The sequence below is a fragment of the Trinickia sp. genome (genome assembly GCF_035492435.1).
In the GTDB taxonomy this organism is placed as follows: Bacteria; Pseudomonadota; Gammaproteobacteria; order Burkholderiales; family Burkholderiaceae; genus Trinickia.
Genome location: NZ_DATJJF010000114.1, coordinates 1 through 15633, shown reverse-complemented (window position 1 = coordinate 15633; position 15633 = coordinate 1). Strand labels below are relative to the sequence as shown.

Annotated in this window: 12 protein-coding genes; 4 read left to right on the top strand and 8 right to left on the bottom strand. The window is 58.6% G+C overall.

Annotated elements, in window-relative coordinates:
* The coding region (locus tag VL598_RS08860; protein WP_325326338.1) for a polysaccharide deacetylase family protein at positions 1-717 on the top strand (717 nt) is incomplete at its 5' end.
* Between the two features lie 103 nt (positions 718-820).
* On the opposite strand, the gene VL598_RS08855 is transcribed toward VL598_RS08860, so the two are convergent.
* From VL598_RS08855 to VL598_RS08830, 6 genes are all read right to left on the bottom strand, one after another.
* Positions 821-1900 carry a GNAT family N-acetyltransferase gene (locus VL598_RS08855; protein ID WP_325326337.1) on the bottom strand — a complete coding sequence of 360 codons (1080 nt, stop codon included), beginning with the start codon at positions 1898-1900 and terminating at the stop codon, positions 821-823.
* A gap of 54 nt (positions 1901-1954) precedes the next feature.
* Positions 1955-3142 carry a glycosyltransferase gene (locus tag VL598_RS08850; protein ID WP_325326336.1) on the bottom strand — a complete coding sequence of 396 codons (1188 nt, stop codon included), beginning with the start codon at positions 3140-3142 and terminating at the stop codon, positions 1955-1957.
* 35 nt (positions 3143-3177) lie between these two features.
* A complete protein-coding gene (locus VL598_RS08845; RefSeq protein WP_325326335.1) occupies positions 3178-4341 on the bottom strand; it encodes a glycosyltransferase family 4 protein in 1164 nt (387 codons plus the stop codon).
* The gene (locus VL598_RS08840) at positions 4341-5468 is read right to left on the bottom strand and encodes a glycosyltransferase family 4 protein (protein WP_325326334.1); all 1128 of its coding nucleotides are present in this window, start codon (positions 5466-5468) and stop codon (positions 4341-4343) included. Before VL598_RS08840 ends, VL598_RS08845 begins: the two co-directional genes overlap by 1 nt.
* A gap of 30 nt (positions 5469-5498) precedes the next feature.
* On the bottom strand, positions 5499-6857 hold the full coding sequence (murJ, locus tag VL598_RS08835) for a murein biosynthesis integral membrane protein MurJ (protein ID WP_325326333.1): 1359 nt from the start codon (positions 6855-6857) through the stop codon (positions 5499-5501).
* Positions 6858-6968: 111 nt separating this feature from the next.
* Positions 6969-9209, bottom strand: coding sequence for a polysaccharide biosynthesis tyrosine autokinase (locus VL598_RS08830; protein WP_325326332.1), 2241 nt, complete (start codon positions 9207-9209; stop codon positions 6969-6971).
* A gap of 446 nt (positions 9210-9655) precedes the next feature.
* Here VL598_RS08830 and VL598_RS08825 point away from each other — a divergent pair, with 446 nt between their 5' ends.
* Both VL598_RS08825 and VL598_RS08820 read left to right on the top strand, forming a co-directional pair.
* Positions 9656-10804, top strand: coding sequence for a glycosyltransferase (locus tag VL598_RS08825; RefSeq protein ID WP_325326331.1), 1149 nt, complete (start codon positions 9656-9658; stop codon positions 10802-10804).
* 82 nt (positions 10805-10886) lie between these two features.
* Complete coding sequence (locus VL598_RS08820; protein ID WP_325326330.1) at positions 10887-12191, top strand: hypothetical protein; 1305 nt, start codon at positions 10887-10889, stop codon at positions 12189-12191.
* A gap of 87 nt (positions 12192-12278) precedes the next feature.
* Here VL598_RS08820 and VL598_RS08815 read toward each other — a convergent pair whose 3' ends face one another.
* Together VL598_RS08815 and VL598_RS08810 are read right to left on the bottom strand one after the other, a co-directional pair.
* Positions 12279-12488, bottom strand: a complete 210-nt coding sequence (locus tag VL598_RS08815) for a hypothetical protein (protein ID WP_325326329.1) — start codon at positions 12486-12488, stop codon at positions 12279-12281.
* 284 nt (positions 12489-12772) lie between these two features.
* Entirely contained in the window at positions 12773-13780 is a 1008-nt protein-coding gene (locus VL598_RS08810; RefSeq protein ID WP_325326328.1) for a hypothetical protein, read from the bottom strand.
* Positions 13781-14411: 631 nt separating this feature from the next.
* Between VL598_RS08810 and VL598_RS08805 the strand changes: the two genes are divergently transcribed.
* Positions 14412-15629: a glycosyl hydrolase family 28-related protein gene (locus tag VL598_RS08805; protein ID WP_325326327.1), complete on the top strand. Its 1218-nt coding sequence runs from the start codon at positions 14412-14414 to the stop codon at positions 15627-15629.
* Positions 15630-15633: the final 4 nt, after the last annotated feature.

The window sequence follows — 15633 nt, the reverse complement described above, 5'->3', positions numbered from 1 at the left end:
ATTTGTGATTTGATTCCGTTGGAAGCGCTCAATCAGCCTGGCACCGGCCGCCCGCGCGCGATCGTCACATTCGACGACGGGCATGTTGGCAATGCCGCTCTCTTGCCGATCTTTATCAAGCACAACGTGCGACCGACGATCTTTTTGTGCAGTCGGATAGTCGGGCACCGGCGTAGGCATTGGTGGTTGCACCCGGCGGCGGAGGAGGCAGGCGTCGAGCGCCTGAAGCGACTCACCAATGATCACCGACTCGTCGAGCTCGAAACGGCCGGCTTTATGCAGGACAGCGACGATTTGGCGACGGGTCTCACCCTTCAGCAAATCGAGGCAATGCGCCCCTTCGTGGACTTTCAGGCGCACTCGAGGTTCCATCCCATATTAACGCGTTGCAATAACGGGGAATGCGCCAACGAGATTTCCGACTCCAGACGTGAAGTCGCCGCATTGATAGGCGGCGATTGCTCGCATTTCGCGTATCCGAACGGCAATTACGGCACCCGAGAAATCGAATTCGTAAAAGCGGCAGGATTCAAAACGGCACGTACCTGCGATGTTGGCTGGAACGATAGTCAGACGGATCCGTTCCGTCTGCGGACCATCATCATCACGGACAGCGCGTCGCCCACTTGGTTTGCCGCTCAATTGACGGGAATCCCACTTTTCATGCGTTACCTGTTGCGCGGAGGGGGATTGGCTGGGCGTTTTCCTCAGTTTTGATCACGTTCGTTGCTGGGAGCGAATGAAAATCGCTCCCAGTGCGAATGTTTTCTCAGGCGGCTTGCGCCATTGCGCAGCAGACACGCCAATTGCGGCTTGCGGCTTACCGTTTCAAGCGCTGAACCACTGCTTGCGATGCCTCTTTGGCCAGACGCAACATGCTTCGGACCGCCGCGTAGTCGGTTTTCACGCGCGTGACCTCGAGCCGAGTAGCAAGCGTTCCGCCGAAGCCGCTCAAGAACTGGAAAATGCCGGCATTGGAAATGCCATCGAAATCGAAGGTGAGATTGCGCTCGCGGGCGTCGCAAATCGCGGCCCACAGTAGCAGACTGATCGCTCCGCCATGTGCCTCGTTTGTTCTTGACGACAACAGGTAGTACATCGCGCTCGCGTCCCATATCAACACGATGCCAGCGCAAAGATCGTCATTCGGGCCAAAGGCGCCGAGAACCATGCCCGAGTTCCTCACGATACAGGCACGCACGAGCTGTCGCATGACACTCGAGCCATACATGTTGCCACGATTGCGGCGATCCAAATTCGCATCGTAGAAATCCCCAAAGACATCCGCGTCCAGAACTTGCCGCACAACTAGTTGCTCGCTTGCTCTGCGGATCAGGTTACGGGTATTTTGACGAAGACCAGCCCATACATCGGACTCCAACTTGCCTGGCTCGATTGTCAACGTGAAAGAGACCGACACCTCGAACCCATGCAACGAAACAGCGAGCACGTCGGAAATACGTGGGTCGAATCGCTGGTGAAAATACGCACACTCGGGCAGCTGCGCTATGAGGCCCTTCATGATGCCGTAACGATGACGCCAGTCGCTGCAGGCGCCCTCTTCCGAGTCAGCGATAACCGGCCCCAATGTGCGAGTCAAAGGGGGCATCTTCGATATTTCCCAGATTCCGTTTCGTGTCACTGAATACGGCATCTCGGCCACCACTTGTCCTTGCTTGTCGCGTACGGATGCAAGCTTCCAGTTTCCGCCCGTGGCAATGTCTAGCCACCACGGCTCGTGAAAAATCGTACGTGCGCTCAAGCCATATGCCCCGCGGACGGCGGTGGCCTGTGCACCCGCCGCCATGACGTCGCTTGGTGCGGGCTTGGCAGCAGTTTGTGTCACCAGCAAATGAAGAGCGCCATTTCCGCTGCTAGCAATATCAGAGTGCCCGTCCATGAAGTCCTATCCCTCTTCTATGACGTCAGTTTTTGGAATGTTGCGCTCTCATGCTCAAGCGGCATCGACGCCCAACTCGAGCGGTCGCTTCAACGTCGAATAGACATATCGATATGCAGCCCAACAACGTTCAATCGAAAAGTTGGAAGCCATTCGCGCGCGTGCCTGCGCGCCTAGCTGTTCACGCTCTTCATGAGTGAGCGAAAGCAGGCTTTCGATGCCGGCCGCAAGCGCCATTGGATTCCCGTGCGGAACCACACGGCCCGTGTTGCCGATCAACATCGCGGTATCGCCAACGTCAGTCGCAACACAAGGGACACCGCAGGCCATCGCCTCTCCGACGACGGTCGGAAATCCCTCGCTTCGAGATGACAGGCAAAAAATATCGAACGCGCAAACCGCCAAATGCACATCGCTGCGTGCGCCCATAAGGTGACACACGCCCTGGATGCCCGCGCGATCAATCATCGCCGCGAGTTCCCGATTACCGTCATCGAGCCCTCGGCCAATCATGACGAAGTGGCAGCCGGGCAGGATCGCGGATACCTTCGCCACCGCGCTTACGAAATTGCCGTAATCCTTGGCGGGATCGTAGCGGCCGACGATGCCTACGACCCTCGTCGCCGGATCGAGCTTGAGCGCGGGGCGCAACGGGTCGCTCTCGCGCGAACGTGGTCTGAAGAGCTCGAGATCGAAACCGTTGTAGATCACGTGCATTCGCTTATCGTCATAGCCGCCGTTAGCGTGCGATACACGCGCCGTTTCCGCGCAGCACACGATGACGTCAGGCAATCGCGACGACAGCCGCGCACAGCACTTTGCGACGAGTGCGAGCTTGCCCCCCGAGCGTAACGACGGGAACTCCGTCTGATGCACTCCCCAGGCAAGGGTGAACCGGTTCCGCCGGTCAGCATTGCGTCCTGCGATGAGCTGTGCGATTCGCGCGGCTACTCCGCCGAACAGATCGGCGTGATACATCCAGGTCTGCACGACATCAGGCCGAAGCTCGACCAACCAACGCACGAGACGAACGAGAGCGAACGGATTCGGCACACTGCGCGACATCCCGAGCAGGCGCACTTCGACGCCGAGTGCCCGAATGCGGTCGCCCATCACGTCGAGCGACGACATCGAGATCACCGTATGCTCGACGCCGTCGCGCTGCGACGCCTGGATCAAGCGATAAAGCATCATTTCGGCCCCGCCCACGCTGAGACCGGAAATGACATGGACGATTTTCATGGGTCATTTTCCCTGCGCTGCGTTATCGCCAACTGTCAAACCGTCACCGGCGATGGGGCACCGAGCTCGTGATAGATCGCAAGCATCTTCCCGAGAACGATGCTCTCGTCGAATTCGCTTAACGCCTTCTTTCTCGCTGCAAGGCCCAGCTTGACGCCTAGCGCGCGATCGTCGTCTAGCATTCGAATCGCGTTGGCGAGCGCTTTGGCGTCACGGGCCGGAATGAGGATGCCATCGTCGCCGTTACGGCTCACCACCTCGCGGCAACCGGGCGCATCGGTGGTGATGAGAGGCAACGCACACGCGGCGCCTTCGATCAATGTCGTCGGCAATCCTTCGCGGTAATAGCTCGGCAGCACTACGGCATCCACACCGGAGAGCAGCTTGGGCATGTCGCTGACGTGACCAAGCCAGACGAGCAAGCCCTCGCGAACCCATTCCTCGATTTGACTACGGCTGATCGCGGCCGGATTACCCTCGTCAGGTGATCCAGCCAGCAGGAAGGTCACCGAGCGCCCCTCGCCTTTGAGCATCCGCGACGCCTCGACGTATTCGCCGATACCCTTCTCCCGTATCAATCTCGCCGCCAAGAGGATGCGCAACGGCGAGCTCGTCTGCTGTGCAGACCGCTCGTGCGGCCGATAGCGCGTGAGGTTGACGCCCGCGCCCTTGATGAGCCGAAGCGAACAGTCTGCCGCAATGCGCGACTGCTTGAAGAGCGCGACGTCGTCCGAGTTTTGCAGAACAACGACGGAACGCTCGCCGCTGAACGCAGAGCGCATCACATACCGCACCACAGGGCGCAGCATTCGTGCGCGCAGCTGATCGCTGGTGAACACGTAACCCATGCCGTCAATCGCATTGACGCGGATCGGAACATTGGCAAGACGCGCCGCAATCGAACCGTATACGGCGCCCTTTATCGTAAAGCCGTGCACGAGGAGCGGACGCTCGCGCATGAAGAAGCGTGCGAGCCACATGACGAGCCCGAACTCTCGCCACGGATTGAGGCTGCGCCGTTCCATCGGCATGACCTCCCAGCAAAAGCCGAGCTCTCGTAACCTCGGGCCGTAGCTGCCGTCGGGCGACAGCAGGATCACCTCGAAACCGCGCTCACGCAGCATTTTCGCGAGTGGCAGGCGGAAGTTGAATAGATACCAGTCGGTGTTGGCGAGAAGAACGACTTTCTGCTTCTGCATTATCGTGCCCCTGTGGAGTCGTCAACGATGCGCAGCTGGGCAAACAGCTGATCCCAGACCGCGAGGATCGTAACGACGGAATAACGTTCCCGGATCGAGCGCGCACCCTTGCTACCGAGTTCTTCACGCAGCGCACGATCGGACAGCAGACGTCGCAGCGCGGCAGCGAGCTCACCCGCATCGCCGGGCGGAATCAACAGGCCGTCCCGACCGTCGCGCATCAACTCGCGCGGCCCGCTGCGGCAGTCAAATGCGACGGCCGGCACGCCGAGTGCCATACTCTCCATCAATGCCATTGGCATCCCTTCGAAGCGCGATGACAGCACGAACGCGTCGGCCGCGACCATCTCGTCCCACGGAGCCTGCGTCTTTCCCGGCAGGTACACCCGACTGGCCAGGTGGAGCTCGGCGATTCTTTCGGTCAGCATCGATCGCTCGGCGCCTTCGCCCCAGATCCAAAGATCCCAGTCATCGAATTCGTCCGCGACCTTTGCGAAGGCGTCGATCAGCAGTCCGTACTGTTTTTGAGGATGCAGGCGGCCCACGGAGATGAGGCGCTTTCTACCGCTCCCGCGCCGCGGCTTCGCGACGCCGAGTAGCTCCTCGGGGAGCGGATTGGGCACAACAGCGACGTAGGGAATGACACCCTCGCGCCCCTTGCAGAACGCCGTTGCAATCGATTCGGAAAGAAACGTCAGCGCGGACGCCTGCGGATAGACGAGCCGGCACAGCAGCCTCCACAGCAATGACCGGCCATCGGCGGCGGGGTCGTTGTGTTCGCATACGACAACCGGAATGTTCAAGCCACGCGAGGCCAGGATCGCGGCGATGTTGACGTTGGTCAGAAACGATACGATCACATCAGGTTGCGCTTCGACGAAAATCCTACGCAGCTCGGCAAGTTTCGCGGCAAAGCCCAAAGGTATGTGGGCGTCGCGTCTCATCCGATCGGCCAGGAAAATCAAGTTCACCTTCTCCGATATCGGATAGAAGCAGCTGCCACGCTTGCTGTACGTCACCACCAACGTGACCGAGTCGCTGCGCGCGGCCCACGCGCTGGACAGAACTGCGGCGACACGCTCAGCACCACCGGTCTCCATCGAGCTGACGACGAGAACAATCTTCATGTGCCGCAATCTCCCAGAGCAGCGATCGACTCAGACCACTTCGCCGCTGGGCCTCGCACCACCGCGCAGCATGCCCATCGATAGAAAAAATGCGGTCCCATACATGAGTCCTGTCGAAATTTGCACGCCCGCAATTCCAAAATGGCGGACGAGCAGAAAGTTGCCCGCCACCTTTATCGCGAAGGTCGCCACGGCAATGTTGGCCATTACTTTGAAGCGTCCTTCGCTTGCAAACAGCCCCGACAACACCTGCAACCCAAAGTAGAAAGGCACTTGGAGCAGTCCCCAACGAAAAACGTCAGCTACCCTTTGCGTGTCCGTCGCAGTGAAAGCACCGCGCTGGAACAGAACAGCGATTACCTCCGGCGCGAGCAGCCACGACGCCGCGGCGCACACAACGCCGAGCGCGAATACCGCGAGCCCCCAGAAAAGCGCCGTGCGGCGGGCGTGTTCGATGTCGCCCCGCTTCAGAATGTCGGAGAATATTGGCAATGCGGCTTGGGCGGCGGCCATTGCGCCCATGCTGAGCAACAGCAGAATCACGCGGCTGGCATAGCCGAGTGTGCTGCTCGCTCCCTCCCCAAGACGCGCGGCAAAGTACTGATCGAGCGGCGGACAGAAGCAGAACACGACTTGGCCGACCATCAACGTGCGTATCGAAAGCCACATCGACTTCCACTCAGGACAGTGCATCGACAGCCGCGCTCGGCTCTTCACGCCATCGGCACGCGCGGCGAGCAATTTCAGCCAAACGACCTGCAAAACGAGACCGACGATGGTCCCGAAGACCAACGGCGCAATGCTTTGGGCCGTATCAGTCGACAGCACACTGATAAGGACAAGTGCCGCAGGTATCCCATCGAGCAAGGTATTGATGTGCCGCTCACGGGCCTGAAGACGTGCAGCAAAGATGCTGGAGACAAGTATGAGGACGCTGGTAGGTGCCAGCCAGTACATCAGTCGCCGACACATTTCGCGCGTTATCGGAGATAAATCGCCGCCGATCGCACGGATAACGATAGGCCAACTAACGTACAGCAGAAGTGCCAACAACACGCCGATCGCCACGGCGACCCCTTCTATCTCGCCAACGAGCCGCGCCCGATCTTCCGATGACCGCGATCGCAGGTTGACGAACACCGGTACGAGTACGATGCTCATCACCGACAGCAAGGTGGTGGGCAGCCACGTCACGATTGTCGTGGTGAACTGGTACGCGTCGACGACGTTGCTGATCCCGTACTTGTACGCGATCGCCATTTCTTTTAGCGCGCCGGTACATTTGCCGATAAGCACGAACGCCGAGATGCGCATGGTGGCCCACGCGATGCGCAGATGGTCGGGATGGACGCTGCGCACCCTCTCTCGCCAGCGAGAAATCTGGTACATCAGCGCGCCTACCATTGCGCACCGCCCTCGGGCAAGGATGGGTCAATCCTCGCAGCACCACCCCACCGTAGCGGGCGCTGCGCCATGGGACAATCCGCTCGTTTCGGCATCTCAGTTAGCGCTGGAGTTGGCGTCGTTCGCAATGTAGGCGTAACTCCCGTAGCGCCCCGGATGCAGGTACTTCATGCTGCCCATGGTAAAGCCGTTCAGCATGATGCCGTGCACACGGGCACCCGTCTGAGCGAAGCGCTTGGTCGTTTCTTCGATTTCCGCGATACGGGTTTCGGAGAAACGCGCGACGAGAAAGACCGAGCCGGCACACGAGGCAATGATGCCCGCATCGGCCACGGCGAGCGCCGGTGGCGAATCCAGCAACACAATGTCGTACTGCGCCGACGCCTGGCGCATCAGGCTATCGAATGCGCTCCCGTCCAACAGCTCTGACGGGCTGGCCGGATAGAGGCCGCAGGGCAACAAGTCGAGGTTCGGCAAGACATTGCGCCGGATGACGTCGGAAAACAGCGCGGGATCCGCAAGCGCCTCGGCGAGCCCTCCACCCTGCGAAACATTGAAACTGCGATGCAGCGTGCCCCTGCGCAAATCACCGTCGACGAGCAGCACGCGTTTGCCGCCCATCGCCAGAATCGATGCGAGATTGGCGGCGACGAACGACTTGCCGACCTCCGGTAGCGGCCCCGCCAGCATGACGATGTTGTTGCGCGCGCCCAGCAACGAAAATTGAAGCGCCGAACGGAACGAGCGCAGGCTTTCGACCGTCGGATCGCGCGGGTAGCGGCTTGCGAGGATCAAGTTGTCCGCACCGGCCCCGCTTGCCTGACTGTCCAACTGGCGCTGCTTGGCACTATACGGAACCATGCCATACACCATCATGCCTGTGCGTGCCTCGACTTCCTCTGGCTCCGTTACGCCGTCAAGCAGCAATTGGCGAACGAACGTGATGGCGACGCCCGTGAATACACCTAGCAATGCGGACACCAGGACTATAAGCAAACGGATCGGACGGACCGGATGCTCGGGCACATCGGCGCGGTCGATCAACTGTGCGGAGCCGGCCTTGCTGGCTTTGACGAGCCGCAGCTCCTCGATGTTGTTGCGCACCGCGGAGTAGAGCTCAGTCGTCACCCTTACGTCACGCATCATCCCGAGCGCACCCTGCTCTTCCAATGGCATGGCTTTGACCCGCTCTTTCTGATCCGCGAGGTACTGCTTGGTCAACGCAATCTGCGTGTTGATCGACGCTAGAGCCGGATACGAGGGCGTATACCGATCGGCGATTTCGGCGCGGCTTTTCTCGAGATTGAGCAGCTGGACTTCCGCATCCGCGACCCCCCGCAAAATCAGCCTGCCTTCTTCCGTCGTATCGACGAGCGAATTTGAATTGCGGTACGTGTTGTATCGCTGCTCGGCAGCCTCCATTTCCGCCTTCATCGCGGGCAGTTTCTCTTCAAGGAACTTCAGCGCATTCGCCGCGATCGTCGCATTGCGATCGTTGTTCTCGCGCACGTACGCGTCTCCGATCGCGTTCAACGTCCTGCTGAGCCACTCGGGATCGCTTCCCCGCATTGAGACACTCAGCACGTTCGACTTTTCGCCCTGCTCCGCGACCTGTAGAAGTTTCTGGATGGCCTCGATCGCGTCCTGTCGGGAAATCCGCTTGAGATCGAAGCGGATGCCAGGCACCGCCGAGATCGATTTGACGAGCAAAGTCGCGGGGCCTGCCGAAGTCGCGACTGTCTCAGTGTTGCCGATCGTTCCAACAAAGGGACGGGCAAGGCCTTTTCCGCTCAGCTCGTAGCGTCCTCCAGCAAGGCTGGTGACTGTAAAAGGCTTGTCTTCCAGCTTGCGCGGTACATTGAATGTCTCAACGTCGATCGTTTCGTCGCCCCACGCATATCCGCCAAAACCCAGAAAGCCGGGCTTCGAGAGACCTGTGTTTTGACGGGCAATCCACGCACCGATCAATGGAAAACGGTGTGGCCCGGCGAGCACGTCGAGATTGAGCAGATCGACCGTTTGCGCGACAATAAGGCGAGATCGAATCACCTGAATTTCGCCCTCCGAGTTCGACTTTGCATCGAACGAAGGCGGCGCGATGTTAAACGCTGCCGATCTCGGAGCGGTCGGCGCGTCGGCAAGATCGCTTATCTTGACGAGCAAGTTCGCCTGATAGATCGGTGAGATGATGATCGCGATGACGCCACCGAGAATCAGGAACGCGGCCGCCGTCAGCGCGATCGTCTTCCAGCGGCGCAACAGCAGATCGAGCGTCTGCGACAGGTTACCGTGGCCGGCTGGTGCCGACAAAGTTCTTGTTACCTGCTCTACATTCATTTAGGCCTCCTCGGCACCCACAGCGCAATGCGCATGCTCTTACAGACTCACTCAAATGAATGACCGCATGGAGCGGCCTGCTGCGGCGAAGTTAATCAGACCACACTGTAATTTACCGGGCATCCGCATTTGTGTTCCTTAACGCACACTGACAATCAGGTGCATGCACTACATTTAGCGCCACGGAGAAACAGCATTCGCTTCAATGTGAATACCAATATTCATCGGCGCGGCACAACGGACCAATGCCAGCAACGCATCGGCCGAATTCTCATCAGACTAATTAATTAGTCACTGCGTAATTTCAATATTTTTAATAAAGCAATTCTTAATTACTTAAGGTGGACCAAATGGGTTTCTCGGGACGTAAAAATTTATAAAGACTGGAGTTTCGTCGCGTTGGCAACGCGGCAACACGAATCGACAACCCACCGAGCCATCAAAAAATGCCAAACCTGATATCCGGGTTATTGATCTGCTTCCTGATCACATTCCTCATTGTCAGATACGCGCGCCTCGCCGGCAGCGCGGCACTCGATAACGACCTGACGGGTGTGCAGAAGATGCACGCCACGGCCGTGCCTCGCGTCGGCGGTATCGCCTTGGCGAGCGCGGTCGCCCTGACTCTCGCGATTGGAGGGTGGTTCGGCACGAATCCGCGCACGGAATCGTTCCAACTGCTGCTATGTGCGATGCCCGCGGTGTTGAGCGGCGTGACCGAGGACCTTACGAAGCAAGTCAGTCCTGCGACACGATTGCTCTGCGCGATCGCCTCGGCGACCGCAGGTGTTTTCATACTGCATTCAGTCATCGGACGCGTCGACCTGCCCCTGATCGATTCGGTGCTCGTCAGATTCTGGCCTGTCGCGCTTGGCCTCACACTGCTCACAGTGGCAGGCCTCACGAACGCGATGAATATCATCGACGGGCTTAATGGGCTGGCCGGCGGCGTCGCGGTACTGGTATTCAGCTCGATCGCCCTTGTTGCGCATCAAGTCGATGACTGGCTTGTGCTGAGCGTCGCCCTCACGATGATCGGCACCATCATGGGCTTTCTTATCTGGAACTACCCTATTGCATCGATCTTCCTCGGCGATGGAGGCGCGTATTTCACCGGCTTCATGATGGCCGAGCTTGTCGTGCTGCTGACCGCGCGTCACGCCAACATCTCTGCCTGGTATGCCGCGGTCGTGACCATCTACCCCGCCTTTGAAACCATGTTCTCGATCTACCGGCGGCGTATCGTGCGTGGCTGCGCGGCGGGTAAGCCCGATGGTATTCATCTGCACACGCTGATCTTCCGACGCCTCATGCGCAATGGCGGGTATCCGGAGACCTCGCGCCAGCGCACCCGCCGTAACGCGAGGACTTCGCCGTACCTGTGGGCGATCAGTCTCATCAGCATCGTGCCCGCGACGTTCTTCTGGGAGAACCAGGTAGTGCTCGCCGCTACCGCGGTTACATTCGTGGCAGTCTACATCTGGCTGTATGTATCGATCGTCAAGTTCAGGGCGCCGCGCTGGCTTGTGACCTACGTGCGACAAGAGGAAACACCTGCGACGACGAGCACGACCCACACTAATCCGCCATGCTGAGCAAGCGTTCCCGTGCCCGGATCTGTTGGGCGATTTTGCGCGCGACGCGTGCACGACTCGGCGGCACCCCGTGCGAATAACTATGCGCCCTCTCACTTTGTCTCGTGGATTGATCTTTATCGCACTGCTGCTTTGCTCGCTGACGAGCCATGGACCGTATGTCGTCATGACAGGCATCCTGCTGCTATTCGCGTGCTGCCTGCACGACCGGGATGCCCGCGAGGTATTGGTGAGCCCTCGGTATATGACGTTCCTGTCGCTTTCAGCGGCGATAGTCACCGCTTTCTATTTATGGTATCTCGCAGTGCCGCATGCCAACACCTCTCTGCAGCTCGAGAAGTCTGGAAACAACAACTTCATGTTCCTGCTGCTGGTGGTGACGTTTCTCGCTTCATTCGCTGCCTTGATCGAGGCACGCCTTAAGGAGATCACTGAGATCATTAAGGCCCTGCTCGTGCTGAACTGCGGTGTGCTGCTTCTGCAAACGGTGACGCTCGTCGTCAGCAAGCAATACATCGATTTCATCAAGCCGGTCACAGGCGAGGCCTCTCGATACCTCAATTACGCGTCGGTGAATCCGATCTTCAAATACCGACCGACGGGTCTTTACGTCGAGCCCTCGACGTTCGCGGCCGCGGTGGGTGCAATGGCAGTCGGCTATATGCTGCTTTCCAGGGCACGGGGCCGCTTGCCGTCGATGCTGCCCATCGGGTTGACGGTCATCTCGATGCTCATTACCCAGTCGGCTGCTGCAGTTGTACAAGCCGCCGTTTTGATCGCAGCCGTGATGTTGACGTATAGGCGCCACTTGCCGAGATCGTGGACAGTGGTGGTGCTCGTGATCCTCGCTTCATCGCCCGGCGTCATTGCCGCCTATCTCAACAGTTTCCTGCTGAAATTCAACGCGGATTCGCACCTCCGAGTGGCGCTGCTCTCTTATGTCTACGAGATCCGTAACGGCTGGGACTACGTCTTCGGTTACGGTCCCTTCTCCCTCGAATCTGATTTGTGGAATCTCGCCAACCCGAGAAGCGCCGAGGAATCGTCGAGCGTCGCGTCACTGAATGACTCGGGCCTGCTCAATTTCTTTGTCGTGCAGTTCGGCGTGGTGGGCCTCGCAATTCCCTTCGCAATATTCCTGCGCATGCGCAAAGATATCAGCACGGTGTGCTTTTTAGGCCTACTGATGAGCTCCAAGCTACCCTACACGGCGCCCGTCATTTATTTCGGACTACTACCGATCATATTGCGACTCGGCGCGCCGCTGGCTGTAGCAGCGACATCGCGAAGTTCCGCCTCGGCTGACGGCACGCATCAAGAGCATCGAAAAAGTCCGTCCCGCGCTCACTTTTCGTTTAGCGGCAGCTCGCAGGCTCGCTCACCGTAAGCTCATCGGTGCGCCGCCCGGTTTCATGGTGGACAGCGAGCCCCTCGACTCGAGTGCGCTATCAGTCGCCGACGTTGACGCGGGCGTCTAACCGCGGCCGTTATGGTTCGCCGCTTTCGGTTCGTGGTTGATCTCGGAAGCGCGGCGCGCTGCCCGCGCGTCATTGGGTGCGCGGCGCCTCTGCCGGGTCCCGGCGCGGCTGAACAACGGGCGCAACAGCACGTCCGCTACACCGACGAGCGCGAGGCCCACCGCGAGGATGAACACGATAGTGCCGATGATTGTGATGGCCTGCATTAAGTAGGTCTCCGACAAGCTATGTCGTCATTGAAGGATCGCAGACGATACCGAGGGCATCGTTTCGGCTCGGAATGAATCCGTCTCGACATGGCGCTACGTCGCGGCCGGCACGGTAGCGGCTATCTCCACGGCTTTGTCGATGTGGATCAGGTCGCCCCGTAATCTTGCAGACAGGCGAACGCTCACCGCGCCCGCGGTGAGGTTCGACGCGCAAAACGCATTCCATGGCCCCCTCGCTCGATGTTCGGTGCTGCCCCGCTTCGGGCAGCACAGTGAGTTCCTTATTGAATCACTTTGCATCCGTTGCCGCAGGTATTTTGCAGATATAGCGCTGCACCGCCGCTCGCCTTTTGCCAGATGATACTCGGCAATACGCCTTCGCGTGCCTTCTTACTTGCACCCATTACTGTGTTGTAACGCACAATGTTCGTCGAATAATCGGCGTCGCCTGCGGTGCCCCCGGTCAACAGGGCGGCGGCGCCCATGTCGGGCGCTCCGTAGCCATGGACTGCCGAGACCTCGTTGTATTCAATAATGTTGCCGCCGCTCATTTGCTTCGCGTTATCGTTCTCGACGCCGATCGCGCAGTCCACGAGGGTATTATGTCCGATATATCCATTCCGGTGGGCGACGAACACAGGACCGTAATAGCCGCAACTCTCGAAGCGGTTGTACGCAATGATGTCGCCGCTGCCCCCGTCCACCTGTCCATAGGTTTGGAACATCGACTGGCCGAAGAACCGGCGAAACGTGTTGCCGATCAACCTGAACTCGCTGACCTGATCCCGCGTTAGCACCGGCGTATTGTAATGTCGGGCATCGTCAAGAAAAAAGCGCGGCGCGACTTCATTGGAACCGACGAACACACAGTTCGCAATGCTATTGCCTCTCAACGTTCCCCCATCGCTCGATACGATCTCAAACATCTGTGGCGCGTAAGGATTGGTCTGCTTGAGTGTCGTACCTGGCGAACATTCGAGATGTCGGTTGCTGATAGTGATTTTGACCGTCCGGTCGATCACGCAGGTGCCGGCAGGCACTTTGACGTCGCCCGCGTCGAGAGCAGCCTGAAATCCTTTTGAATCATCGGTCTTGCCATCGCACTTTGCGCCGAAATTCAGCGGATTTACAGGGTCGACGAGTGGCGGCGCAACGAGCTTCGCTGCAACAGGAGAGGGGACATACGGATTACCGGCCGGCGCGTTGTTTCGGCTTGCTAGCAAACGCCAAGACAGCAACGCCATTGAACCCGCCAACAGGATGATCGACAGCCGCATTGCAATTTTCACGACAGTGGCCTCCAGTCTGGTCATCCGTAGGCGGCCAGACTGGAGCATGGCGCTTAGCAGATGAGTTGCATAGTCGTCTTATCCAGCCCGCAACAATAGTAAAACGGGGCGACAAAAAATCTCAACCTACGCACTCGCATTTACTCCGCTCGGGTAGACGCAACCGAAGACATTGGCGAGTAGTCAGCGCGATATGTTCGGCTGCTGCCAGCCGCCTCCCCCGAATCGGTCACAGCGCATCCCAAGCCCGGCACGAACCCGAGACCATGATCAATCGGCACTCTTTGCCGCCCCCATTTTTTCTTGATCCAGATCAAAATTAAGTACTTCATAGTCGGGTTTAATTCCTCAGGGTTAACTAGCAAACTGAGGTAATTCCTGGCGCTAGCCGATTCGTCCGCCCCTCCCGCCGTTGTATTTCTTCAATGTTTCGCCCCCGGAGCATTGACGTGCAAAGCACGCTCACAGCCCGGCGAGCGAGCAAGCCAGAGTCGAAATTCGTCTTCCTTCTATCATTGTCGAACGGCACAAATCTGCGCCCTTCACAAGACGAGATGGACAAATCAAAAAATGCAACTGTTGAATGATTTTTTGCGCTGACAACAGCGCTCTTTTAACTGGATCTGAAGTGATGAAGCATTTAAGGTTTGCGGCATTTTTTTTATTTTCCCTCGTTTTTTTGCCAGGGGCGTATGCACAGAACAGCAACCCGGCAAGCGTCGTCGTCAATGGCGTGTCCTGGCAGCAGTGTGGAGGAGAACACGGCACCTGTTCGTTCACCGGCTCTCAAAGTGTGCTCTACGGCGCATTCCCGCCAAGTGCACCCTCAGCACAGTACTCCGTGAATGGTCCTTACAGCGGCAGCGTGGCCTGCGACAACAGCACCTTTGGTGACCCCGCATACGGTTATCTCAAGGCCTGCTATATAAAGGCCAACACGCCCACTACGCCCAGCACACCCACATCCTTTACTGCGCCGGCGCTCGTCAACCCTGTCAACCCAATCGCTTATGGCGCGAAGTGCGATGGGGTAACGGACGACACTGCCGCATTCCAGAAGGCACTCAATACAAGCGATGTGTTGGCTCCCGCCGGGACGTGCGTCATCAATGGGCAGATTCAGATCAAACAGAACTACCGGCGCCTTCAGTGCCAGGGGACCGTACTTAAGCGGACCACCGGCTTTAACAACCAGATGTTCATCATCGGCGACTGGGGCAACCCTTACCACGACAACAGCATCGTTGGTTGCAACTTCGTTGGTGCCAACACCGCGGCTCCGCAGTGGTACCCCAACGATGCGCGGCATTGGGACATTCCGATTGAAACAACCGGTCCGGTCAGCAACTTCTTCCTGGCTGGCAACAGCTTCAAGCAGTTCTTCGGTCAGGCGATGTTCCAGACTTACGGATCGCCCAATGGCGGAAGCGGCGACAAAATCGAGTACAACACGTTCGCAAGCTGCGGCTACTACGGGCCGGTATTCGATGCTCACAGCAACGGCTACATCGGGCACAACACCATGACCGACTGCGCTACGGGTGTCGAGAACGACAACGCGTCGCAAGTGACAGGCAATAACGTGATCGAATACAACACCGTCACGGCCGTCTACGGGTACGGTGCGCCTGATATGAATTCGTCGGCAATGGTCACCGGCGGTGTCGCGGGGAATGCGGATTACTCCACCAACATCGTTCGCAACAACACCGTCTCGGGCACGAGCAACGCGCAAGGGTTCAAGGGAGCTAACATCCCGAGCCGCATCATCATCGGCAAGTCCTGGGGCGAGAAGCCCGCACAGTACTTGAACAACACCTGCGGTACGGGATGCGCCGTTTCGCCCTAATCAG